23 protein-coding genes and 1 pseudogene are annotated in these 21,846 nt (G+C 73.4%); 8 read left to right on the top strand and 16 right to left on the bottom strand.

What is annotated here, in order from left to right:
• Position 1: 1 nt before the first annotated feature.
• Positions 2–433 (bottom strand): hypothetical protein, encoded by a 432-nt coding sequence (locus tag ACTFAP_RS14890; protein WP_500466559.1) that lies wholly within the window; start codon positions 431–433, stop codon positions 2–4.
• 134 nt (positions 434–567) lie between these two features.
• A complete protein-coding gene (locus ACTFAP_RS14885) occupies positions 568–2,247 on the bottom strand; it encodes a DUF885 domain-containing protein (RefSeq protein WP_500466558.1) in 1,680 nt (559 codons plus the stop codon).
• Between the two features lie 74 nt (positions 2,248–2,321).
• On the opposite strand from ACTFAP_RS14885, the gene ACTFAP_RS14880 reads away from it, so the two are divergent.
• Entirely contained in the window at positions 2,322–5,516 is a 3,195-nt protein-coding gene (locus ACTFAP_RS14880) for an ATP-binding protein (protein ID WP_500466557.1), read from the top strand.
• Here the strand turns inward: ACTFAP_RS14880 and ACTFAP_RS14875 are convergent.
• Positions 5,501–6,382, bottom strand: coding sequence for an ABC transporter permease (locus ACTFAP_RS14875; protein WP_390115849.1), 882 nt, complete (start codon positions 6,380–6,382; stop codon positions 5,501–5,503). The genes ACTFAP_RS14880 and ACTFAP_RS14875 overlap by 16 nt on opposite strands.
• Positions 6,379–7,365 (bottom strand): ATP-binding cassette domain-containing protein, encoded by a 987-nt coding sequence (locus ACTFAP_RS14870; protein ID WP_500466556.1) that lies wholly within the window; start codon positions 7,363–7,365, stop codon positions 6,379–6,381. Before ACTFAP_RS14870 ends, ACTFAP_RS14875 begins: the two co-directional genes overlap by 4 nt.
• 116 nt (positions 7,366–7,481) lie before the next feature.
• Here ACTFAP_RS14870 and ACTFAP_RS14865 point away from each other — a divergent pair, with 116 nt between their 5' ends.
• A complete protein-coding gene (locus ACTFAP_RS14865) occupies positions 7,482–7,937 on the top strand; it encodes a winged helix DNA-binding protein (protein WP_500466555.1) in 456 nt (151 codons plus the stop codon).
• Here ACTFAP_RS14865 and ACTFAP_RS14860 read toward each other — a convergent pair.
• The 7 genes from ACTFAP_RS14860 to paaA form a co-directional block, all read right to left on the bottom strand.
• Complete coding sequence (locus ACTFAP_RS14860) at positions 7,921–8,487, bottom strand: GNAT family N-acetyltransferase (RefSeq protein ID WP_400012128.1); 567 nt, start codon at positions 8,485–8,487, stop codon at positions 7,921–7,923. The genes ACTFAP_RS14865 and ACTFAP_RS14860 overlap by 17 nt on opposite strands.
• Positions 8,487–9,398, bottom strand: coding sequence for an alpha/beta fold hydrolase (locus ACTFAP_RS14855; protein ID WP_500466554.1), 912 nt, complete (start codon positions 9,396–9,398; stop codon positions 8,487–8,489). Before ACTFAP_RS14855 ends, ACTFAP_RS14860 begins: the two co-directional genes overlap by 1 nt.
• A 77-nt stretch (positions 9,399–9,475) precedes the next feature.
• Positions 9,476–10,558, bottom strand: coding sequence for a 2Fe-2S iron-sulfur cluster-binding protein (locus ACTFAP_RS14850; RefSeq protein ID WP_500466553.1), 1,083 nt, complete (start codon positions 10,556–10,558; stop codon positions 9,476–9,478).
• 1 nt (position 10,559) lies between these two features.
• Positions 10,560–11,096: a 1,2-phenylacetyl-CoA epoxidase subunit PaaD gene (paaD, locus tag ACTFAP_RS14845; RefSeq protein WP_500466552.1), complete on the bottom strand. Its 537-nt coding sequence runs from the start codon at positions 11,094–11,096 to the stop codon at positions 10,560–10,562.
• On the bottom strand, positions 11,093–11,770 hold the full coding sequence (gene paaC, locus ACTFAP_RS14840) for a 1,2-phenylacetyl-CoA epoxidase subunit PaaC (protein ID WP_500466551.1): 678 nt from the start codon (positions 11,768–11,770) through the stop codon (positions 11,093–11,095). The genes paaD and paaC overlap by 4 nt, the downstream gene beginning before the upstream one ends.
• Positions 11,767–12,054 carry a 1,2-phenylacetyl-CoA epoxidase subunit PaaB gene (gene paaB / locus ACTFAP_RS14835; RefSeq protein ID WP_030732874.1) on the bottom strand — a complete coding sequence of 96 codons (288 nt, stop codon included), beginning with the start codon at positions 12,052–12,054 and terminating at the stop codon, positions 11,767–11,769. The genes paaC and paaB overlap by 4 nt, the downstream gene beginning before the upstream one ends.
• Entirely contained in the window at positions 12,051–13,031 is a 981-nt protein-coding gene (gene paaA, locus ACTFAP_RS14830) for a 1,2-phenylacetyl-CoA epoxidase subunit PaaA (protein ID WP_400012054.1), read from the bottom strand. The genes paaB and paaA overlap by 4 nt, the downstream gene beginning before the upstream one ends.
• A gap of 140 nt (positions 13,032–13,171) precedes the next feature.
• On the opposite strand from paaA, the gene ACTFAP_RS14825 reads away from it, so the two are divergent.
• Genes ACTFAP_RS14825 through ACTFAP_RS14815 form a run of 3 tightly spaced genes read left to right on the top strand, consistent with a single transcriptional unit; the run spans position 13,172 to position 16,007 of the window.
• Entirely contained in the window at positions 13,172–13,903 is a 732-nt protein-coding gene (locus ACTFAP_RS14825) for a DUF5819 family protein (protein WP_500466550.1), read from the top strand.
• Positions 13,900–15,228, top strand: a complete 1,329-nt coding sequence (locus tag ACTFAP_RS14820) for an HTTM domain-containing protein (protein WP_500466549.1) — start codon at positions 13,900–13,902, stop codon at positions 15,226–15,228. Before ACTFAP_RS14825 ends, ACTFAP_RS14820 begins: the two co-directional genes overlap by 4 nt.
• Entirely contained in the window at positions 15,225–16,007 is a 783-nt protein-coding gene (locus ACTFAP_RS14815; protein ID WP_500466548.1) for a TrmH family RNA methyltransferase, read from the top strand. The genes ACTFAP_RS14820 and ACTFAP_RS14815 overlap by 4 nt, the downstream gene beginning before the upstream one ends.
• Before the next feature lie 72 nt (positions 16,008–16,079).
• Here the strand turns inward: ACTFAP_RS14815 and ACTFAP_RS14810 are convergent, their stop codons facing one another.
• The 3 genes from ACTFAP_RS14810 to ACTFAP_RS14800 form a co-directional block, all read right to left on the bottom strand.
• On the bottom strand, positions 16,080–16,265 hold the full coding sequence (locus ACTFAP_RS14810; protein WP_500466547.1) for a hypothetical protein: 186 nt from the start codon (positions 16,263–16,265) through the stop codon (positions 16,080–16,082).
• Positions 16,262–16,537 (bottom strand): DUF7848 domain-containing protein, encoded by a 276-nt coding sequence (locus ACTFAP_RS14805; protein ID WP_500466546.1) that lies wholly within the window; start codon positions 16,535–16,537, stop codon positions 16,262–16,264. Before ACTFAP_RS14805 ends, ACTFAP_RS14810 begins: the two co-directional genes overlap by 4 nt.
• Before the next feature lie 229 nt (positions 16,538–16,766).
• A complete protein-coding gene (locus ACTFAP_RS14800; RefSeq protein WP_500466545.1) occupies positions 16,767–17,981 on the bottom strand; it encodes a helix-turn-helix domain-containing protein in 1,215 nt (404 codons plus the stop codon).
• Between the two features lie 164 nt (positions 17,982–18,145).
• Between ACTFAP_RS14800 and ACTFAP_RS14795 the strand changes: the two are divergent.
• Positions 18,146–18,357: pseudogene (locus ACTFAP_RS14795) on the top strand (DUF4287 domain-containing protein).
• Positions 18,358–18,478: 121 nt separating this feature from the next.
• On the opposite strand, the gene ACTFAP_RS14790 reads toward ACTFAP_RS14795, so the two are convergent.
• Entirely contained in the window at positions 18,479–19,078 is a 600-nt protein-coding gene (locus ACTFAP_RS14790) for a TetR family transcriptional regulator (protein ID WP_500466544.1), read from the bottom strand.
• A 112-nt stretch (positions 19,079–19,190) separates the two neighbouring features.
• On the opposite strand from ACTFAP_RS14790, the gene ACTFAP_RS14785 reads away from it, so the two are divergent.
• Entirely contained in the window at positions 19,191–19,880 is a 690-nt protein-coding gene (locus ACTFAP_RS14785) for a nitroreductase (RefSeq protein ID WP_500466543.1), read from the top strand.
• Between the two features lie 134 nt (positions 19,881–20,014).
• Positions 20,015–20,470 (top strand): hypothetical protein, encoded by a 456-nt coding sequence (locus ACTFAP_RS14780; RefSeq protein ID WP_495681073.1) that lies wholly within the window; start codon positions 20,015–20,017, stop codon positions 20,468–20,470.
• Here the strand turns inward: ACTFAP_RS14780 and ACTFAP_RS14775 are convergent, their stop codons facing one another.
• On the bottom strand, positions 20,471–21,829 hold the full coding sequence (locus ACTFAP_RS14775) for a serine/threonine-protein kinase (RefSeq protein WP_500466542.1): 1,359 nt from the start codon (positions 21,827–21,829) through the stop codon (positions 20,471–20,473).
• Between the last annotated feature and the right edge of the window lie 17 nt (positions 21,830–21,846).

The following is a 21,846-nucleotide window of genomic DNA, read 5'->3' as shown; positions in this document are numbered from 1 at the left end:
GTCAGTCGGGCATCCCGTTGATGGGCGTCGCGCGGACGGCCTGCAGGTCGTGCACGATCTGGGCTTCCTGGTGGACGAACGCCTGGGAGACCCCGCGCAGCGCCTGCGCCTCCAGGTCCAGCCACTCACCGAGGGCCGACAGCTTGTGCTCCCACGCCTGGGAGGTGTGCGCCAGCCCGGCCGCCGAGCGCCAGCCCGCCATCCGGGCGGCCGAGCGCACCGAGGCCGCCATGACCAGGGCGCCTTCCCTGGTCACCGCCGGCTTCAGTTCCTCCTCCAGGTAGGCCGCCGCCGCTTCCTTCGCGCCGGCCGTCACCGTCAGGCCGCTGTTGCCGCCGGCCCCGCCGCCCTCGTGCGTGTTCAGCCGGGTGCGCGCGATCTCCTCGCGCGCCGCCGCCTTGGCAGCGGCCCACTCCGCGTCCCAGTCGGACATCTCCCACCCCGTCCCGCCCCATCGTGCCCCACCCCGACCCGGGCAATTCTAGGCGGGCGGGAGCCCTCGCGAGGGCCGTCGTGCCCTGCCCAACCGTGCGTGGGGACGGCGAGTCGGGCAGGGCACGCGGGTGGTCAGAGCGCGGAGATCTCCTCCGTCAGGTCGTCCAGGCCGAGCGAGCCGAGCGACAGGGCCGCCATGTGCCACGCCTTCAGGTCGAAGGACTCGCCCCGCGCCGCGCGGGCCGCGTCCCGGCCCGCCAGCCACGCCCGCTCGCCGAGCTTGTAGCTGATGGCCTGTCCCGGCATGCCCAGGTAGCGGGTGAGTTCGGAGCGGGTGTACTCGGGCTCCTGGCCGGTGTGGGTCATGAAGAACTCGGTAGCCAGCTCCGGCGTCCACACCTCGCCGGGGTGGTAGCTCTCGCCGGCCGGGACCTTCAGGCCCAGGTGCATGCCGATGTCGATGATGACCCGTACGGCGCGCAGCATCTGGCCGGAGAGGTAGCCGAGCCGGTGCGCCGGGTCGGTGAGGTAGCCGAGTTCGTCCATCAGCCGCTCGGCGTACAGTGCCCAGCCCTCGGTGGCCGCGCTGACCGAGCCGACGCTCACCTGGTAGCGGGAGAGCCGTTCCTGCACCAGGACCCACTGCGCCAGCTGGAGGTGGTGCCCGGGAACGCCCTCGTGGTACCAGGTGGAGACGACGTTCCACACCGGGAAGCGGGTCTCGCCCAGCGTCGGCAGCCAGGTGCGGCCGGGGCGGGCGAAGTCCAGGGAGGGGCGGGTGTAGTACGGGGCGGCGGCGCTGCCGGGCGGGGCGATCCGGGCCTCGACGCGCTTGATCGGGTCGGCGAGGTCGAAGTGCGTACCGTCCAGGTCGACGATGGCGCGTTCCATCAGGTCCTGGAGCCACCGGCGCATTTCCTCCTCGCCGTCGATCGCCTGGCCCTTCTTCTCCAGGTGGTGCATCGCGGCGAAGGTCGATTCGCCGGGCAGGATCTCGGCGGCCACCGCGCGCATCTCGCGCTCCAGGCGGTGGAACTCCTCCCAGCCGTAGGCGTACGCGTCCGCCAGGTCCAGGTCGGAGCCGGTCCAGCGGCGGGCGGACAGGAGATAGCGTTCGCGGCCGACCGCGTCGGGGGTGCCGGCGACGGCGGGCAGGTAGTCGTCGCGCAGGTAGGCCCGCAGTTCGGCCAGGCCGCCGGTCGCGGCGTCGGCCGCCGCCGCCAGTTCGGCGCGCCGGGCCTCGGGGCCGCTCGCCGCGAAGGTGCGGTACCAGTCGGACTCCAGCCAGGCGTCGAGCTGTTCGATGACGGTCTCGACCTGGCGGGGCGCGGCGTTCAGGCCGCGCCCGGTGCCCGCGCGGAGCGATTCGGCGTAATCGCGCAGCGCGGCCGGCACGTTGTGGAGGCGGCGGCCGATGACGGCCCAGTCGTCGTCGGTCGTGGTGGGCATCATCAGGAAGACGGAGCGCTGCTGTTGCAGCGGGGAGAACAGGTTGCTGACCTGTCGCAGGTTCTCGCCCGCCTCCTCCAGGGCGAGCGAGGCGCCCAGCCGTTCCCGCAGCAGCCGTGCGGCGCGCCGCTCGTCGGGCGACTCGGCCAGGCCGGCGCGTTCGGCGGCGTCCAGGGCGGTGAGGGTGTCCCGCTCGACGGCGGCGAGGGCGGCGTGGCCGGCCGGCGAGTAGTCGGGGAAGCCGTCCGCGCCGGGGTTGACGCCCAGTTGGGTGCCGACGACCGGGTTAAGTTCCACGAGCTGGTCGACGTAGGTGTCGGCGATCCGGCGGGGCGTGGTGGGGGAGGAGTCAGAATGCTGCATCGTGCCATCCTCTACAACATGCGGACCAAAGGGAAGGAACGCCTGTTCGATTACCGCGTATCGTCGGGCGCACCATGACCACTGATCCCGTACTCATCGGACGCGACCACCCCGCCGAGGTTCTCCGCTCCGCCGTACGCCGGTCCGCCGGGAGCCACGGCGGGCTGATCCTGGTGACGGGTGAGGCCGGGATCGGGAAGACGACCCTGGTACGGCGCACGGCCGAGGAGGCGCGCCGCGAGGGCGCGCTGGTGCTCGGCGGCTCCTGCTGGGACTCCGCCCACACCCCCGGCTACTGGCCCTGGGTGCAGGTCCTGCGGGCGCTGCGGCGCGAGGTCCCCGGCGCGCTCGCCGGGCCCGCAGGACCGCCGGACGGCGGGAGGGCCGGCCGGGAGGGCCCGCTGGCCGCGCTGCTCGGCGAGGGCCGGGCCGACGAGGGCGCGGACGAGTTCGCCCTCCACGACGCCGTGACCACCGCGCTGGTGACCGCCGCCCAGGAACGTCCGGTCCTGGTGGTCCTGGACGATCTGCACTGGGCGGACGGCGCCTCCCTGCGGCTGCTGGAGTTCGCCGCCCGCCACACCTGGTTCGAACGTGTGCTGCTCGTCGGCGCCTACCGCGACTCGGAGACCCGGCACCCCCCGCCCGCCGGGGCCACCACGCTCGTGCTCCCCGGCCTCGGCCGCGCCGCCACCGGCGCGCTGCTCGCCCGGACCACCGGCCGCGAACCGAGCCCGGAGCTGATCGACGAGACGCACCGGCGCACCGGCGGCAACCCGTTCTTCATCGAGCAGACCGCCGCGCTCGGCTCCGTTCCGCCCGGCGTGCGCGACGCTCTGCACCGGCGCCTGGGGCTGCTGCCCGCGCCGGTCGGGGCGCTGCTCACCGACGCCGCCGTGCTGGGACGGGAATTCGCCGCACCGCTGCTGGCGGCCACCGCCGGGATGGCCGTCGCCGAGGCGGAGGAACTGCTCCGGCAGGCGCTCACCGCCCGGCTGGTCACCGCCGGGGAGGAGCCGGGGCGGTACGCGTTCGCGCACGATCTGGTCCGCGAGGTGCTGTACGAGGCGCTGCCGCCCGAGCGGTCGCGGGAACGGCACGCCGCCGCCGTCCGCGCGCTGGAGGGCGCCGGCCGGGCGTCCGCCGCCGAACTGGCGGGGCACGCGCTGCCGGCGGGCGACGCGCTCCCCGTGGCCCGCCGGGTGGAGATCCTGACGGCCGCCGCGAGCGAGGCCACCCACCGGCTGGCCCACGAGGAGGCCGTCCGCCACCGCCGGCACGCGTACGAGGTGGCGGGCGCCGCCGGCGACACCCGTCACCAGGTGCTGACCGGGCTGAGCTACGCCGCCGCCCTCCAGCGCACCGGCGCCTCGGCACGCGGCTGGGAGATCCTGCGCGACACCGCGGACATCTCCCTCGCGCTGGCCGACCCCGGGCTGCTGGCGCGGGTGGCGCTGTCCCTGTTCCAGACCGAGGGCGAGGGGGAACAGGTGTTCCGGACCGAGTTGCTGCTGGCCGCCACCCGGGCGCTGGACTCGGTGGGCCGGGCGGCCGAGGCCGGCGCCGTGGAGGGCTGGTCGGGTCTTGAGGGGCTGGCCCGCAAGGTGGCGCTGCGCGCGGCGGTGCACGCCCGCCGGGGCGGCGACGACGAGGCGCTCGCCTTCAGCCTGTGGGCGCGGCACAGCACCATCTGGTCGCCGGGGCACGCCGATGAACGCGAGGTGCTCACCCGGGAGATCATCGCCCTCGCCCGGCGCGGCGACGACCTGGAGGCCGAGCACTTCGGCATGGCCCTGCGCTGGGTCACCCTGGTGGAGCTGGGCGACCCGCGCTTCGCGGAGGCGCTGCGCGAGTTCACCGCCGTCGCCACCCGGCACGGCTCGCCCCGGTTCCTGGTGTCGGTCCTCGTCGACGAGTCCATCACCGCCGCGCTGCGCGGCGACTTCGCCCTGGCCGAGCGCCGGTTGCGGGAACTGCGCGCGCTGGACGCGGACACCGAGATGTACGCGGGGCAACTGGCGTTCACGGAGATCCATCTGGGCTGGGCACTCGGCATGCTGCGCGGGGACGTCGCCGCGCTGGAGGCCCTGACCGGGCGGCTCGACCCGGAGGACCACCCGTGCGGCGAACTGCTGGCGGGCATCGCGGCGGCACAGCGCGGCGACCGGGAGGCGGTGCTGCGCGCGCTGGCCCGCACCGGCAAGGACGGGGCGCGGTACGCGGGTGATGTGCTGGCACTGTGGCTGCGGTTCCAGGCGATGGCCGCCGCCGTCACCGGGGACCGGGAGCTGGCGTCCCGGGCCCGGGACGCGCTGGCCCCGTTCGCGCGGGAGTGGGCGGTCTCGCTGTACGGGTTCGACATCGGCGGGCCGCTGGTGCTGTGGCGCGGTGTCGCGGAGTCGGCGCTCGGGAACGCCGACGCGGCGGTGGCCGCCTTCGAGGCGGCGGTCGCCTCGGCGGAGCGGATGGGGGCGCGCCCGTGGGTGGTGGAGGCCGGGTCGCGGCTGGCGGCGGCGCTGGCGGCGCGCGGCGCGGCCGGGGACGCGGAACGGGCCGCCACGCTGGGAGAGTCGGTACGGACGGAGGCCGCCGCGCTGGGGATGGCGCGGCTGGCCGGTGGCAGGACCCCGCCGGCGGCCGGCGCGGGGACGGCTGCGGCCCGGACGGAGCAGGCGGCCCGGACGGAGCAGGCGGCAGCGGCGGAACCGGCCGGCAACGAGTTCCGGCTGACGGACGGCGTGTGGACGCTCACCTACGACGGGGTCACCGTCCACGTCCCCGACGCCAAGGGGCTGCGCGACCTGCGGCAGCTGATCGCCCAGCCCGGCACCGACATCCCCGCCGTACGGCTGCTCGGCGGTGACGGGGCCGGCGCCGCGCCCGCGCCCGGCTCCGACCCGGTCCTGGACGAGGAGGCGCGGGCCCGGTACCGGCGGCATCTGGCCGCCCTGGACGAGGAGATCGACCGGGCCGCCGCCCTGGGGAAGGACGACCGGGCCGCCGCACTCGACGCGGAACGGGCGGCGCTGCTGGCCGAACTGCGGGCCGCCGCCGGTCTCGCGGGCCGCCCCCGGCGTCTGGGCGACGCGGCCGAACGGGCCCGCAAGACGGTCACCGCCCGGATCCGCGACACCCTGCGCAAACTCGACGCGCGCCATCCGGCGCTCGCCGCCCATCTGCGCGCCACCGTGTCCACCGGCACCCACTGCGTCTACCGCCCGCACGACCGCCCCGACCCCGGAACGGCTCCGGCTCACTTCCGGTTGTAGGCCCGCATCGTCAGCGTCCCGAAGACGGCGGTCAGCAGCGCCGACGCGATCAGGACCCAGCCGACGTCGCCGGCCACCGGAGCGCCGTCCATCAGCCCGCGCACCGCCGCCACGACCCTGGCCACCGGGTTGACGTCGACGAAGCCCTGGAGCCAGCCGGGCATGGTGCCGGGGTCGACCAGGATATTGCTGAGGAAGGACAGCGGGAAGATCAGCATCATCGACACCCCCATGACCGACTTCTCCGAGCGCAGCAGCATCGCCAGATAGGTCCACAGCCAGGAGAAGGAGAAGGAGAACAGCACCAGCAGGCCCATTCCGGCCAGCGCCCCGACGGCCCCGCCGCCCGGCCGGTACCCGAGCACTAGGCCGACCGTGAGGATGACGGCGCTGGCGACGGTGTACCGGAAGGCGTCGCCCAGCAGATAGCCGACCATGACCGACGGCCGCCAGATGGGCAGGGTACGGAACCGGTCGAAGACGCCTTTGTCGATGTCGGTCTTGACGGACATCCCGGTGTACATGGTGGTCATCGTCACGCTCATGACCATGATCCCGGGGAGCAGGAAGTCCAGGTACTCGCCCGTCGAGCCGGCCAGCGCCCCGCCGAAGAGGTACGTGAACATCAGCGTCATCATCACCGGGAACGCGGTGACGTCGAAGAGCTGTTCGGGGACGTGCTTGATCTTGAGCATGCCGCGCCAGCCGAAGGTGAGCGAGGCGGACAGCGCGCTGGGGCGCGGTGGCCGGTCCGCCGGGGCCAGGACGGTCCCGAGCGCTCCGAGGTCCGCCACACCGGTGTCGGGGGAGGCGCCGGGCCCGCCGTCGGCGGGGGTGCCGGTCGTGGTGTCCACGCTGGTGCTCATGCGGCGGATGCCTCCTTGTGTGCCGTGGTCCGTCCGGTGCCGGGGTCCGTGCCGGTCAGGGCGAGGAAGACCTCGTCGAGACTGGGCTGGCCCAGCGAGAACTCGTCGACCGTGATGCCCTCAGCGCCGAGTTCGGCCAGCGCCCGCGCGGCCGGCCCGGCGGTGCCCCCGGCCGGTACCCGCGCGGTGAGCGCCACCGGGTCGGCGCCCGGCCGGACCTCGGTGCCCAGCGCCACCGCCAGCACCTGCCGGGCCCGCTCGCGCTGCCCGGCGTCGCGCAGCCGGACCAGGACAGTGCCGGCGCCAACCGACGCCTTCAGCTCCCCGGGGGTGCCCTCGGCGATCACCCGGCCCGTGTCGATGACGGCGATCCGGTCGGCCAGCCGGTCGGCCTCCTCCAGGTACTGGGTGGTGAGCACCACCGTGGTGCCCTGCGCGACGACGGCGCGCACGATGTCCCACACCTGGTTGCGGCTGCGCGGGTCCAGGCCGGTGGTCGGCTCGTCCAGGAACAGCAGCTCCGGTGTGTTGACGATGCTGGCCGCGATGTCCAGGCGGCGGCGCATCCCGCCGGAGTAGTTCTTCACCTGCCGGCCGGCCGCGGCCGTCAGCCCGAAGACGCCGAGCAGCTGGGCCGCCCGGTCCCGGGCCGCCGGTTTGCCGTGGCCCAGCAGCCGGCACAGCAGCACCAGGTTCTCGGTGCCGGTCAGGTCCTCGTCCACGGAGGCGTACTGACCCGTGAGACTCACCCGGTCCCGTACGGCGTCGGCCTCCCGCACGACGTCGTGCCCGAAGACCAGCGCCCGCCCGGCGTCCGGGCGCAGCAGCGTGGCCAGCATGCGTACGGTGGTGGTCTTGCCGGCCCCGTTGGGTCCCAGCACCCCGTACACGGTGCCGGCCGGCACGGCCAGGTCCACCCCGTCGACGGCGCGCTGCGCGCCGAAGGTCTTCACCAGCCCTGTCGTCTCGATCGCGAGACTCATGGGTCCCCCTGTGTCTTCCGGTTCGCGTCCGTTCACCCGTGGGGCGCGAGATCCGGTCCAGCGGGTGCTGGACGGGAGTTGACCTCAGGTGAGGTTGAGGTTCTAGCGTCGGCTGCATGAGCGACCTGAGGGAATACCCCACCGAAGAACTGGCGGCCCAGCCCATCGGCTACTGGAGCACGGCGGTGAGCCGGGCCGTCCTGGGCCGGATCCGCGCCGAGCTGTCCACGGAGGGACTGACGCAGCCGCACTGGTGGACGCTGAACCACGTGGCGGGCGACCCGGGCGGCTGGGAGCGCGGCCCGCTGGCGCGCAAGCTGCTGCCGTTCGCCGATCCGGGCACGGAGTTCGGGCCGGTCTTCGACGATCTCGTGGCGCGCGGCTGGCTGACGGAGACCCCGGGTTTCACCCTCACCGGGGCCGGCGAGGCGGGCCGGCTGCGGGCGCGCGCGCTGCTGGCGGCGGCGCACGAGCAGATCCACCGGGGGGTGCCGGCGGGCGAGTACGCCGCCGCCGTCAACGTCCTGCGCCGGATGGCCGCCAACCTGGGCGGCGTCAGCGATCTCCCGTAGCGGCGGCCTGCGCCGCCGTCAGCGCGTACTCGACCTCGCCGTGCTCGGAGCCCGGGATGGCCTCCGGCCACTCGCCGAAGTAGCCGCGCACGAAGCGCAGTCCGGCCTTCTCCAGCACCCGGCGCGAGGCGGCGTTGACCGCCATCGTGTTCGCGGTGACGCGCCGGGCCCCGAGGTCGGTGAAGGCTGCGGCGAGCAGGGCGCGGGCGCCCTCGGTGGCGTACCCGTGGCCCCAGGCGGAACGGTTCAGCCGGTAGCCGAGTTCGAGAACGGCGGCGCTGTCCTCGTCCACCGGCCGCAGCTCGAACCAGCCGAGGAAGGCGCCCGTCGTGCGGTCCTCGGCCGCCCAGAAGCCGGGCCGCCCGCCCAGGCAGGGGTGGCGGCGGGCCAGCCGGGGCAGGACCCGCTCCCGTACGTCCTGCGGCGTCCTGGGCCGGCCGCCGTTGATGTAGCGCAGCACGGCGGGGTCGCTGTCGAGCGCGAGGACCAGCGCCGCGTCGGACGCGTTCTCGGTGAACGCCCGCAGCGTCATCCGCTCCGTCGCGCGCATCACGGCTGCTCCGCCCGTCGCGTGTGGTCGGCGATGGCGCCGACGATCAGCGGCCACAGTTCGCGCGGCCGGTCGTGCCCCATGTCGGGGACGAGCAGCAGTTCGGCGCCGGGGACCAGTTCGGCGGTGCGCCGCCCGCCGCTCGGGTCGATGAGGGTGTCGTCCAGACCGTGGATGACCAGGGTCGGCACCCGCAGGGTGCGCAGGGCGTCCGCGCGGGAACCGCTCAGCACCATGGCGCCCAGCTGACGCCCCGCCGCCTCGGGGCGGTACGCGCGGTCGTAGCCACGGGCGGCCAGGTCCCGCAGGCCGGCCGGGTCCGGGTAGCGCCGCGAGGACCACACCAGGGCACGCTCGGCCGCCGCGATGTACCCGGCGCGGTCGGCCGGCGCGGGCCGGGCGAGCGCGGGCCGGGCGAGCGCGGCGAGGGCCTCGGGGGTGGACTGTCCGTAGGCGCTCTCGCCCGTCGAGGACATCATCGAGGTCAGCGTCAGCACCCGCTCGGGGTGCTCGATGGCCATCGTCTGGGCGATCATGCCGCCCATCGACGTGCCGACCACGTGGGCGCGTTCGATGCCGAGCGCGGTGAGCAGGCCCAGACCGTCCGCCGCCATGTCCCGCAGCCGGTACGGGACCATCGCGCGGGCGGCGTCCAGGTCCCCCGCCTCGACGGTGGCCATGAACCGCCCCACGTCCACGGGGTGCGCGTCGAACATCGTGGACAGGCCGCTGTCGCGGTTGTCGTACCGGATCACGTAGTGGCCCCGGTCGGCGAGCGCCCGGCAGAAGTCCTCGTCCCAGGCGATCAGTTGGGCGGCGTACCCCATCACCAGCAGCACCGGCGGATCGGCGGGGTCGCCGAAGGTCTCGTGGGCGAGGGTGACTCCGGGGGACACATCGGCGAACGGCATGTCCCGGATCCTGCCAGCCGGCCGGAACGGGCGCAGCCGATTTGTCCGGGCGCGGGTGCGGCTGCGGACGCGGTCGGCTACGCGTCGTAGTCGACCTCGACCGAGCCGGTGACCGGGTGCGACTGGCACGGGAGGATGTAGCCGGCGGCCAGTTCCTCCTCCTCCAGGGCGTAGTTGCGGGCCATCCGCACCTCGCCGTGGAGCAGCCGGGCGCGGCAGGTGCCGCACACGCCGCCCTTGCAGGCGTACGGGGCGTCGGGGCGGTTGCGGAGCGTCGTCTCCAGCACCGTTTCGGCGGGGCGGGGCGGCCAGGTGTCGCGGCGGCCGTTGAGGGTGGCGGTCAGCAGCGCCCCGCCGGCCACGGCGGGCGGGGGCGGGGGCGGTGCGGCGGGCTCCGTACCGGCGTGGAACAGCTCCGTGTGCACCCGGGTCCGGGCCACCCCGAGCGCGTCCAGCGCGGCACGCGCCCCCTCGATCAGCCCCTGCGGGCCGCACAGATACCAGGCGGTCACCTCCCGTACCGGCACCAGGGAGGGCAGCAGGGCCCGCAGTCGGCCGGCGTCCAGGCGGCCGGTTGCGGGCCCGGTGCGCCGTTCCTCGCGGGTGAGGGTGTACAGGAGTTGCAGCCGGTCGGGGTGGCGGTCCTTCAGCTCGGCCGCCGCCTGGAGGAACATCGTGGCCGCGGCGGTGCGTTCGCTGCGCAGCAGCGTGAAGCGGGCGCCGGGGTCGCGGGACAGGGCGGTGGCGGCCATCGACAGCACCGGGGTGATCCCGGACCCGCCGGTGATGGCGACCGCGTGTCCGCCGCTCCCCTCGCCCGCCCCGCGCAGCGTGAACCCGCCCACCGGGGGCAGGACATGCAGGGTGTCGCCCACCGCGAGGTCCTTGACGGCGTGCGCGGAGAAGGTTCCGCCGGGCAGGTGCCGGATGCCGATGGTCAGTTCGCGCACCGGTCCTTCGGCGGGGGGCACCGGGCCCGAGACCGAGTACGTGCGGCGCAGTTCAGCGCCCGACGCGTCGCGGTGACGGATCGTCAGGTGCTGTCCTGGTACGTAGCGGAAGGTGTCTCCCAGCGGCTCGGGTACGGCGAGGGTGAGTGCCACCGCGTCCTCGGTGAGCTGCTCGCGGCGGGCGATGCGCAGCGGGTGAAAGGCCGCCACCTCAGATCTCCTTCATGTGGTCGAAGGGCTCGGCGCACTGGGCGCAGCGCCGCAGCTCCATGCACGCGGTGCCGGAGAACCGGCTGATCAGCGGGGTGTCCACGGCATCGCAGCGCGGGCAGTGGATCGCCAGGGTGAGCGGCGTACCCCCTCCGGCGCCGCCCCCGCCCCGGGGCGGGGCGATCCCGGCGGCGCGCAGCTTGCTGCGCCCGCTGTCGGTGATGTCGGCGGTGGACCACGGCGGGGTCAGCACGGTACGGACCACCACCTCGGTGACCCCGGCCGCGCGCAGCGCCGTGCCGATGTCGGCGGCCATGGTCTCCACGGCCGGGCAGCCGGTGTACGTGGGGGTCAGCTCCACCTCGGCGCGGTTTGGGGCGGGCAGCCGGACGGCGCGCAGCACGCCGAGTTCGGCGAGGGTGAGGACGGGCAGCTCGGGGTCGGGCACGGCACCGGCGACCGCGTACAGTTCGCGCTCGCGCTCGCTCACCGCCCCGGGCGCCGTGCCGGCCGTCGCGGGCCGCTCCGCGCCGCTCACCACACCGCCCCGGGGTGGCTGCGGTGCAGGTGCTGCATCTCGGCGAGCAGCCGCCCGAAGGGCTCGGTGTGGATGCCGTGCCGCCCGCCGCCCGCCGACCAGGCGGTGCGCGGTGGCGGCCCCTCGGGCGGGGTGAGGGTCGCGGCGGTCAGGGTCGCGGTCACCCGCTCCCGCCACGGCTCGGCCAACTCCTCGTTACTGTCGAACAGTTCACCGGTGTACGGCCACAGCGCGTCCACCGCCCGCTGGGTGCGCGCGTGGCTCTCCGCCGTACCGTCGCCGAGCCGCACCGTCCACAGTTCGGCGTGGTCGCGGTGGTACGCGGTCTCGCGCACCGCCTTGGCCGCCAGCGGCAGCACCGGGGCGAGCTGTTCGTACCGCAGCTCCTGCCACACCGAGAAGTACAGCTGGCGGACGATGGTGTGCGCGAAGTCGCCGTTGGGGCGCTCGACGAGCTGGACGTTGCGGAAGTCGCGTTCGTCGCGCCGGTAGGCGAGTTCGTCCTCGTCACCGACCAGGGAGAGCAGCACCCGGGCCTGCCCCAGCAGGTCGAGGGCGATGTTGGCCAGCGCCACCTCCTCCTCCAGCACCGGGGCGTGGCCCGCCCATTCGGCCAGCCGGTGGGAGAGGATCAGCGCGTCGTCGCCGAGCCCGAGCAACTCCTCCCGCTTCACAGGTGCTTCACCCCGTCCGGGATGGTGTAGAAGGTCGGGTGCCGGTACGTCTTGTCGGCGGCCGGGGCGAAGAACGGGTCCTGTTCGTCCGGGGAGGAGGCGGTGATCGCCGCCGCCGGCACCACCCACAGCGAAATCCCCTCGCCGCGCCGGGTGAACAGGTCGCGGGCGTTGCGCAGGGCCAGTTCGGCGTCCGGGGCGTACAGGCTTCCGGCGTGCGTGTGCGCGAGTCCGCGCCTGCCCCGGACGAACACCTCCCACAGCGGCCAGTCCTCGGCGCTCATGCGGCCACCACCTCCTGCTGCGCGCGGCGTTCGCGCTGTTTGGCCGCGTGGGCGGCGGCGGCCTCGCGTACCCAGGCGCCCTCGGCGTGCGCCCGGCGCCGCTGTTCGATGCGCTGCTCGTTGCAGGGCCCGGCGCCGCGCAGCACCGCCTTGAACTCGGCCCAGTCGATGGGCCCGTGGTCGTAGTGGCCGCTCTCCTCGTTCCAGCGCAGCGCGGGGTCGGGGAGGGTCAGCCCGAGACTCTCGGCCTGGGGGACGCAGATGTCCACGAAGCGCCGGCGCAGTTCGTCGTTGGAGTGCCGTTTGATCTTCCAGGCCATGGACTGCCGCGTGTGCGGGGACTCGGCGTCCGGCGGCCCGAACATCATCAGCGACGGCCACCACCAGCGGTCGACCGCGTCCTGGGCCATCGCGCGCTGCGCGTCCGTGCCGCGCGCCAGGGCCAGCAGCAGTTCGTACCCCTGCCGCTGGTGGAAGGACTCCTCCTTGCACACGCGCACCATGGCGCGCGCGTACGGGCCGTACGAGCAGCGGCACAGCGGCACCTGGTTGGTGATCGCCGCCCCGTCCACCAGCCAGCCGATCGCGCCGACGTCCGCCCAGGTGAGGGTGGGGTAGTTGAAGATCGAGGAGTAGCGCTGGCGGCCCTCGTGCAGCGCGTCGAGGAGATCGGCGCGGGCCACGCCGAGGGTCTCGGCGGCGCCGTAGAGGTAGAGGCCGTGCCCGGCCTCGTCCTGCACCTTGGCGATGAGGATCGCCTTGCGGCGCAGCGAGGGGGCGCGGGTGATCCAGTTCGCCTCGGGCTGCATGCCGATGATCTCGGAGTGGGCGTGCTGGGCGATCTGCCGGATCAGGGTGGCGCGGTACGCGTCGGGCATCCAGTCGCGCGGCTCCACCCGTTCGTCGGCGGCCAGTGTCCGCTCGAACGCTTCCGTCAGTCGCGCGGTGTGCGGGTCATGGGTGTGCGGGTCCGTCATGGAGCGGTCCTCCCGTCGATCCTCACCGACCGATCGTTCGGTCTGATGGTGGACGGAGGGCACGAACGTGTCAAGGCGGCGCACGACAGGTAGTACCGTGCTCGGGTCAAGCATGTGCAGTCTGGGGGAGCCGGCGGAGCATGGTGCCAACCGATCAGAACGATCAAACCGATCAGACAGGGCCCGCCCGGGGTGGGACGGCGCCGCGGGACACCGCGACCGTACGGCTCGGCAGTCTGTCGCTGCCCGCCCGGCTGACCGTCGCGCTCGGCATCGGCGGCCTCGCGGTCTTCGCCGCCTGGCACGCGTTCGCCGCGTTCCTCTTCGTGGCCCCGTCCAACACGATCACCAAGGATCACGGACCGGCCATCCGCGGCTACATCTATCCGGAGTTCGAACAGAACTGGAAGCTGTTCGCGCCCAACCCCCTCCAGCGCAACGTCGCCGTCGAGGTCCGCGCCGAACTCACCGACCCCGCCGACGGCAGCATCGAGACCACCGACTGGATGGACCTCACGGCCATCGACGTCGCCCACATCCGGCACCAGCCCCTCCCCAGCCACACCGCCCAGAACGAACTGCGCCGGGCCTGGGACTTCTACGTCTCCTCGCACGACGAGGACGGCGCCCCGCGCGGCCTGCGCGGTGAGCTGTCCGAGCAGTACGTCACCCGCATCGCGCTGCTGCGGCTGAGCGAGAACCTCGGCTACGACCTCGACACCGTGGAGCGCATCCAGCTGCGCTCGGCCACCACCCGCATCCCGGCGCCCGCCTGGAGCGAGGAGAACATCGACACCACCACCGGCTACCAGGAGCTGGAGTGGCGCACGGTCCGCGCCGAGGACCTGCCCGGCGGGGGGAACACCCAGTGAGCACACCCAGCACCCCCGGTACGCCGAACGCCCCGGTCACCCCGGGCACCCCGGGCACGCCCGCCTCCGCACCCCCGCCCTCCCCCTTCGCCGGACTCGGGAAGAAGTTCGATGCCTCGCTCGGCCGGGGGATCGGCCACATCACCCGCCGCGCCCTGGGCCCGTACCAGACGGCGATCGTACGGATCGGGTTCGCCGCCACCTGGCTGATCTTCCTGCTGCGCGAATGGCCCCACCGCTCCGAGCTGTACGGCCCCGACAGCCCGTGGGGCTGGGACATGGCGCAGCGCCTGCTCGCCGACAACGGCGCCTTCACCGTGCTGATGTGGTCCGACTCCACCCTGTGGTTCGAGTTCGTCTACCACGCGGCCATCGCCGCCAGCATCGGCATGCTGCTCGGCTGGCGCACCCGCCTGATGAGCGTGCTGTTCATGCTCGGCGTGCTGTCCCTCCAGAACCGCTCCATCTTCATGGGCGACGGCGGCGACAACGTCATCCACCTCATGGCCATGTACCTGGTGCTGACCCGCTGCGCCCAGGTGTGGTCGCTGGACGCCCGCCGCCGCGCACGGCCCGGCCGCACCGACCGCGCCGACATCATCGTGTGGTCGGTGAGCGGCGCCGCCCTGCTGGCCTCCCTGGTGAGCGGCAACCTGACCAGCCCCGTCTGGTCGCTGTTCCTGACCGGCCTGTGGCTGGTGTACGCCGGCTGGTGGCTGCTGGAGCGGTACGCGCCGGCCGGTGAGCCCCGCACGGTCGCCGACATCCTCGGCAACCTCACCCACAACGCCACCCTGCTCGTCATCATGTTCCAGGTCTGCCTGATCTACGCGACGGCCGGCTGGTACAAGATCCAGGGCTCGCGCTGGCAGGACGGCACCGCCGTCTACTACCCGATGCAGCTCGACTACTTCACCCCGTGGCCCATGCTGACCGACCTGCTCAGCAACAGCGGCCTGGTGGTGATGGCGCTGTCGTACGGCACCGTCTTCGTGCAGATCGCGTTCCTGTTCGCGCTGCTGAACCGGCGCGCGAAGAACGTCCTGCTGTTCCTGATGATCGGCGAGCACATCGGCATCGCGGTACTGATGGGGCTGCCGTTCTTCTCCCTCGCGATGATCGCGATGGACGCCGTATTCCTGCCCACCGCGTTCCTGCTGTGGCTGGGCTCGCGCACCGGCCGGGTACGGGACCGGCTGCTGCGCCGTCCCCGACCGGACGGGGCAACGGCAACCGCCGGGGCCACGCCCGGGCCCGTACCGTCCCAGCTCCCGATCCCGCCGCAGGCCCCGCGCGACGCCCCCGCCTGGGCGGACAAACCGTGAGCGGGACGGACCTGCCGGGTGGGACGGTCCTGCTGGACGGCTTCCACGCGCTGAAGCACGCCCTGCGCTTCGGCGCGCACATCACCGAGGCGCTGACCACCGACAAGGCCGCCGCCCTCACCCTCGCCGGGCAGCTCGCGCCCGACCTCACCGACCGGCTGGACGCCCTGCTGACCGAGGTGCCCGCGCCGCAGCTGGCGGCCCTCACCCCGCGCCCGCACCCCACCGGCGTGGCCGCCCGCGCGCTGCGGCCCGACCAGCACCTGCCGGACAGCGGGCGCACCGCCCCCACCGTCGTCCTCGACAACCCCCGCCACCTGGGCAACATCGGCGCCGTCATCCGCCTCGCCGCCGGCAGCGGCGCCGCCGGCGTCATCACCACCGGCACCACCGACCCCTGGCATCCCAACGTCGTCCGCGCCGCCGCCGGCCTGCACTACGCGCTCCCCGTCGCCCACCGCGACGGCCCGGCTCAGCTGCCTCCCGGCCCGCTCTACGCGCTCGACCCGGACGGCGCGGACATCCGTACCCTCACCACCCCCATCCCGCCCGACGCGCTGCTCGCCTTCGGCTCGGAACGCCACGGCCTGTCCGCCGCGACCCGCGCCCGCGCCACGCACCTCATCGCGCTGCCCATGCGGCCCGAGGTCTCCAGCTACAACCTCGCCACCAGCGTCGCCATGACCCTCTACCACTGGCTGCTCACCTCGGCCCCGGCTGCGGGCGGGGCCGGGCCCGAGCGCGGGCCGCACCACGGCCCGGACGCCGCGCCGCACTGAACCCGCGCGCCGCGACGTGTGACGGCAACGGTGAGCGGGGGACGGCGACGGCGGCCTGGTACGCGGCCACCCTCACCCCGGAGGCGCCGCCAGGCCCAGCACCAGCCCGATGAGCCCGGCCAGGCCCACGGCACAGGCCACCCCGCCGAGGAACAGCAGGCCACCGGCGGTCGGATGAGCGGCGTACGGATCGAAGGCACCGTCCTCGTCCAGCCGCCCCCGGCAGACCCGGCACACCCCGGCATCACCCCGCGTCACTCCCCCACCTCCCGCTCCAGGTCCCGCAGCGGGTTGCCCGGCCCCGGCTCCACCCGCAGAAACCACTCACTCACCAGCCGGAACACCCGGTGCCCCGGCACCGAACCCGTGTGCGTCAGCGCCCAGCGCTCCACCCCCACCGACTCGTCGCGCACCGCCCCCGACTCCGCGCCGCAGGTCAGGCACACGGTCCGGAAGATCCCCCGGGGCACGCCCTCCCCGGTCTGCTCCGCCAGCACCCAGGCGGCCCCCGCCACCACCAGCCGCCTCACAGCGCCTCCACGTCCTCGGGCAGCACGCACCACTCCCGCCCCCACCCTCTAGGCGCCGCAACCACACCCACCCCACCTGGTGATCCATCACCCGGCCGACCCGCTGGGTGGTGGTGTCGCGGACCAGTTCGCCCACCGGCGGTCGCTGTTCGCTCTGACTGTCCATAACTTCACGGTGACAGTTCGGGCACGGGCGGTGACAGGGACGGAACGTCCCACCTTTCGTCGGCTATCCGGCAACTCCCAATTCTGTGGCGAGCTTTCGCAAGCCGGGGGGACGCACAGGACCGGCCCACAGATCGCTGACGACGGCAACAGCCAGGGTGTGGTGCCGCATCCACCCCGGTGCGGCCCGGCGCAGTGACTCCAGCGTCTTGACCGCACGGGCCGCGTCTCCCAGGTCCGCGTGCGCACGGGCGACGTCCAAGAGAAGCCAGGTGCGCCACGAAACGGGGGTGTCCCGGCTCAGCCGCAGCCCACGCGCCAGCGTCAGGGCCTCCTCGGGACGTGCGTGCTGTACGGCGAGGCGTACCCGCTCGATGCGGACCGAGGAGCGGCTGAAGACGGACACCAGCTTGCCGTTGACCGGTGGCGGCAACGCGGTGAGTGAACCGGCCAAGTGCTCGGACGTTCCCATCATGTCCCGGGCCCGGTCGTAGTCGCCGCCGCGCGCGGCACTGGTGGCGGCGGACATCAGCAGGCTGCCGCGCACGCGCACGCTTTCGGCGCTGAGGGCGCCCTCGCGCTCCACGGTGTCCGCCGCCCACACCGCCAGGCGGCCGGCGTCATCGAGCCGGTTCTGCCGCTGGTAGGCCCAGGCGACCGAGTTGCAGATCATCGGCGCGAGCAGCGGGTCGGACGACGCCTCGGCGGCCCTTATGGCTCGCTCCAGCGCGGAGATCGCCAGATCCGACTTCCCCAGCCGGATGGCCAGATGACCGCCGAGTTGCAGCGCCTTGGCCAGCGCCGCCTGTCCGGCCGCGCGTTCGCCGGACGTCCCGACGGTGGCGACGAAGCGCGCGTCATCGATGAGACCGGGCAGCAGGTCCATCAGCCGACCGAACCCGGCGGCGTGGTAGAGCGTCCACGCCTGAGTGATCTCGGCGAACACCAGGGGCAGGGAGAGCCGTTCGGGACCGCCCGGATCAGGCGGCACGGCGAACATCGGCGGCAGGATCGCCCGCCTGATCGCCACCAGTTGCGGTGGATCCACCTCTCCCGTGGACGGTACGCCGGGAGGGTCACCGAGCAGGGCGGTCAACTCGACTCCCAGGCCACGCGCCAGCGCGTGCAGCGTGGGCAGCCGGGCCGAGTGCTTGCGTCTCTGCTCCAGCTTCCGCACCACATCAACGGAGACGCCCGCCCGCTCGGCCAGTCGTTCCTGCGTCAGATCGGCCATCCACCGCAACCGGGCAAGCCGGTCACCCAGGTGCTCACCTGCCATACCACCACGCTACGTCCTCACGGCGGACCACGGGTCAACTCCGCATGCATCCCTCTCCCGTGAGGAACACCGGCGAGGGCCGCTCCGCACCGTCCTTCTGCGGTCCGGCCGGGGCACAGGCTCAAGCGGGCGGCGTTGTCAGTGGTGCCTGCGATGCTGCGGGTATGGCTGACAGTGTGAAGGGTCCCGCGAGTTATTTCCGTCGATCGAGAAGACGTACGGCAGGCCGATCGCCGAGTGGAAGACGCTCCTGCGCGCCTCGCCCCTGACCAAGCACGGGGAGCTGGTCTCCTGGCTCAAGGCCGAGCACGGCCTGGGGCACGGACACGCCAACGCCCTCGTCGCCCACACCCTCGCGGAGGACAAGGGAAAGTAGTCCACCGGTCCCCCTCCGCGCGGCTCGCGGCGCCGACGGGGGATGCCCGGCGCGGGGGGCCGGGTTGTGGTGGTGGCCCCGTGCCGGGAGAGGGCACCGCCGGGGCGGATCGGCCCGTCCGTCAGCGGCTTGAGGCAGGTGTGAGGGCCTGTTCCACCAGGGTCTCCGCCGCCGCGCGCGCGTGCCGACCGTAGTCCGCCTCGTTCAGCACCATGGCGCGGCTGGCCGCTCCGTCCGCGAGGGTCACCAGTTGCTCGGCGAGTGCGGCGGGTTCGCGGCAGCCCACTTCCGCCACCAGATCGGTGACCAGCCGCACCATCCGGAGCTTCTGTTCCCGCGCGTACGCGTGGATCGGATGCTCCGGGTCGGGGAACTCCGCCGCCGCGTCGATGAAGGGGCACCCCCGCACCGAAGACGTGTCCGTGGCGGGCTGGTCGAACAAACTCAGGAGCCGCTCGCGCGGGCTGAGGTCGTCACGGGTCAACACGCTCTCCATGGTGTTCCCCGAGGAGACCAGCGCCCGCAGGTGGGCGATCGCCAGGTCGTCCCTGGAGCGGAAGTGGGCGTAGAGGGTCCGCTTGGAGACCGGCGCCCGCTCCGCGACCTGCTCCATGCCGGTCCCCGTGATCCCTTGATCCGCGAACAGTTGGGCGGCGGCGGCCAGGATGCGGTCCCGGGCGCCTCGTCCTCCTCGCCGTGTCGTCTCACTCATCGCGTCCATGAAGAAAGTGTACGGTCGCGTTTACTTTTCTGGGAGCACAGGGCTACCATCGATCCACAGGTAAACGGTCACGTTTACCTGCTCTGCCCTGCCCTGTCCCTGAGGAGCCCCCATGAGCCAGTCCGCCCCCACCGAACTGAGCGGCTACGCGGAGAAGCTGATCCGTACCCGGCGTGCCACCCGCGCTTTCCGGCCCGAGCCCGTGGCCGAGGAGACGATGCGCGCGATGTTCTCGCTGGCCGGTGCCGCGCCGTCCAACTCCAACGCGCAGCCGTGGCGGGTGGAGGTCGTCAGTGGCGCGCCGCGCGACCGTCTGGCGGCGTCCCTCCGGGCGGCCCACGCCGCACGGCGCACGTCGATCGAGCTCCCGTACAGCGATGACCTCTACTCGCCGGTGCAGCGGGAACGGCGGGCCGCCTTCGGCGGCCGGCTCTACGGGGCACTGGGCATCGGCTTCGACGACCACGCGGCGCGGGCGGCGTACGACGCCGAGAGCCTGGGGTTCTACGGCGCACCGCACGTCGCGTTCCTCTTCGTCCCCGAACGGGACAACGCGCGGCTGGCCGCCGACGTCGGCGCCTACATGCAGACGCTCCTGCTGGCGATGACCGCCTACGGCGTGGCCAGTTGCCCGCAGGGACTGCTGAGCTTCTACGCGGACGAGGTACGCGCCGAGCTCGGCGTCACCGAGGGGAAACTGCTGCTCGGCATCTCCTTCGGACACGCCGACGACGCCGCACCCGTGAACCACTTCGTCACCGACCGCGCCCCGCTGGCGGAGACCACGACATTCCACGGCTGACCGAGCACCGTGACCCGGGGCACGGCGCCGAAGACCCCCCGTACTCGCCTTCCGCGCCCGCCCTGGCGGGAATCCGGCGGAAGGTGGCAGCGCATGGCGTGTTGCGGGCGCGTACCCGTTCATAGCGTCGGGTGGTGAACAAGTTTCTGCTGAGTGTCCATGTGCTGGCGGCCATCATCGCGATCGGTCCGGTGACCATCGCGGCCAGCATGTTCCCCCCGTACGTGCGCAAGGCCGTGGCCGATCCGGACGATCAGCGGACGGCCGCCGCGCTCGGGCTGCTGCACCGGATCTGCCGGGGATACGCGGCGGTCGGCATCGTCGTGCCGGTCTTCGGGGTGGCCACCGCCATCGGGCTGGGGGTGCTCACGGACGCCTGGCTGATCGTCTCGATGGTACTGACCGCCGGGGCGGCGGCCCTGCTGCTGGGACGGGTGCTGCCGGTACAGGCTCGGCTGCTGGCTCCGCAGGGCGACGCGGCGCTCCGGGAGAGCAGGCAACTCGGCATGACGGTGGGCATCTTCAACCTGCTGTGGGCGGTGGTCGTGGTGCTGATGATCGCGCGGCCGGGGTCAACGACGGGCGTGTGATCAGTCCTTCACGGTCCCCGGCAGTGCCTCCCGCTGCCAGCCGACCACAAGGATCTGCCCCACGGTGAGCACGCCGAGCGCGACCCAGAGGGCGGCGGACACCGGCATGGCTTCCTCCAGTCGATACACCGTCCCCATGTACGCGGCGGTGGGCAGGAGGAAGCCGACGACAGCTGTCACCGTGTGGAGCAGACCGGCGATCGTCGTGCCGATGGTGCCGGTGACTCGCCTGAGGGCGAAGCGCCCGAATCGAACCAGAACGGTGGCGGTGGCCACTCCGGCCGCCACCGCGCTCAGCAACAGCAGCGTCATCGCCGCGGCCTGTGCGTCGTGGTGAAGCTGCCTGAGCATGCTTTCAAGAGGACCGGGGCCCTTGACGAGACCGGCGCCGGCCGGCCAGCACATCAGCAGGACGGTCGCGAGCGACGCCCAGCCTTGCCACGGCAGGGAGACCCGCCCGGTGTCCCGTTGTAGTTGCCCCGGCTGCTCCGACCGCCTCTGCTGCTTCGACGACTCCGACCGCCCGGGTTCCCGCGGCACCCGTATCGTCCTGCGCAGCGTCCGGTCCTGACCGGCCAGTTCGGCGAGCGCGTCCGCGATGGTGGGGCGGTCGGCCGGGTCCTTCTCCAGAAGCCCGGTGATCAGCGACGCGAGCCGTCCCGCACGGCGCGGAGCGGGTGGCGGGTCGAACAGGACGGCCGTCAGGGTCTCCGTCGCCGTGTCCCTGCGGAACGGGGAGACACCCTCGACCGCCTCGTACAGGGTCACGCCCAGCGAGAAGAGGTCCCCGCCGGGCGCGGTCGTGCCGCGTGCCCGTTCGGGGGCGACGTACTCCATCGACCCCAGCAGCGCCCCAGTGACGGTGAGTGTGGTGTCCTCCCGGTGTACCGCGATCCCGAAGTCGGTGAGCAGCGCCCGGCCCTCACCCGTCAGCAGGACGTTGGCCGGTTTCACGTCCCGGTGGACAATGCCGGCCTCGTGGGCCGCGCCCAGGGCGCGTAACAACGCCTGGGCGATGCCCGCCACCTCGTCCACCGGCAGCGGCCCGCCGCGAGCGATCCGGTCGGCGAGCGAGCCGCCCTCCGCCAGCCGCATGACGATCCACGGCGCGTCGTTCTCGATGACGACGTCGTAGACGGTGAGGACATCGGGGTGGTCGCGCAGCCGGGCGGCGTTGCGCGCCTCGCGTGCGGCGCGCGTCAGGCGTTCGGCCCGGTCCGCCTCCGGCAGGGCTTCCGGCAACCGCAGTTCCTTGATGGCGACCGGCACCCCCAGCCGTTCGTCACGGGCGCGCCACACCCGCCCGAAGCCGCCGGAGCCCAGTTCACCGTCGAGTCGATAACGTCCCCCGATATCCACCCGGTTCAGCGTACGCA

It is taken from the genome of Streptomyces sp. PH9007, from assembly GCF_059813725.1.
This window is presented reverse-complemented; position numbering and strand designations above follow the sequence as displayed.

Excerpts from the sequence above, each read along its gene's own strand:
- ACTFAP_RS14800 (WP_500466545.1), bottom strand. The coding sequence starts at position 17,981 with ATGGCAGGTGAGCACCTGGGTGACCGGCTTGCCCGGTTGCGGTGGATG.
- ACTFAP_RS14880 (WP_500466557.1), top strand. The coding sequence starts at position 2,322 with ATGACCACTGATCCCGTACTCATCGGACGCGACCACCCCGCCGAGGTT.
- ACTFAP_RS14875 (WP_390115849.1), bottom strand. The coding sequence starts at position 6,382 with ATGAGCACCAGCGTGGACACCACGACCGGCACCCCCGCCGACGGCGGG.
- ACTFAP_RS14865 (WP_500466555.1), top strand. The coding sequence starts at position 7,482 with ATGAGCGACCTGAGGGAATACCCCACCGAAGAACTGGCGGCCCAGCCC.
- ACTFAP_RS14890 (WP_500466559.1), bottom strand. The coding sequence starts at position 433 with ATGTCCGACTGGGACGCGGAGTGGGCCGCTGCCAAGGCGGCGGCGCGC.
- ACTFAP_RS14870 (WP_500466556.1), bottom strand. The coding sequence starts at position 7,365 with ATGAGTCTCGCGATCGAGACGACAGGGCTGGTGAAGACCTTCGGCGCG.
- ACTFAP_RS14855 (WP_500466554.1), bottom strand. The coding sequence starts at position 9,398 with ATGCCGTTCGCCGATGTGTCCCCCGGAGTCACCCTCGCCCACGAGACC.
- paaB (WP_030732874.1), bottom strand. The coding sequence starts at position 12,054 with ATGAGCGCCGAGGACTGGCCGCTGTGGGAGGTGTTCGTCCGGGGCAGG.
- ACTFAP_RS14825 (WP_500466550.1), top strand. The coding sequence starts at position 13,172 with ATGGTGCCAACCGATCAGAACGATCAAACCGATCAGACAGGGCCCGCC.
- paaA (WP_400012054.1), bottom strand. The coding sequence starts at position 13,031 with ATGACGGACCCGCACACCCATGACCCGCACACCGCGCGACTGACGGAA.
- ACTFAP_RS14785 (WP_500466543.1), top strand. The coding sequence starts at position 19,191 with ATGAGCCAGTCCGCCCCCACCGAACTGAGCGGCTACGCGGAGAAGCTG.
- ACTFAP_RS14885 (WP_500466558.1), bottom strand. The coding sequence starts at position 2,247 with ATGCAGCATTCTGACTCCTCCCCCACCACGCCCCGCCGGATCGCCGAC.
- ACTFAP_RS14790 (WP_500466544.1), bottom strand. The coding sequence starts at position 19,078 with ATGGACGCGATGAGTGAGACGACACGGCGAGGAGGACGAGGCGCCCGG.
- ACTFAP_RS14860 (WP_400012128.1), bottom strand. The coding sequence starts at position 8,487 with ATGCGCGCGACGGAGCGGATGACGCTGCGGGCGTTCACCGAGAACGCG.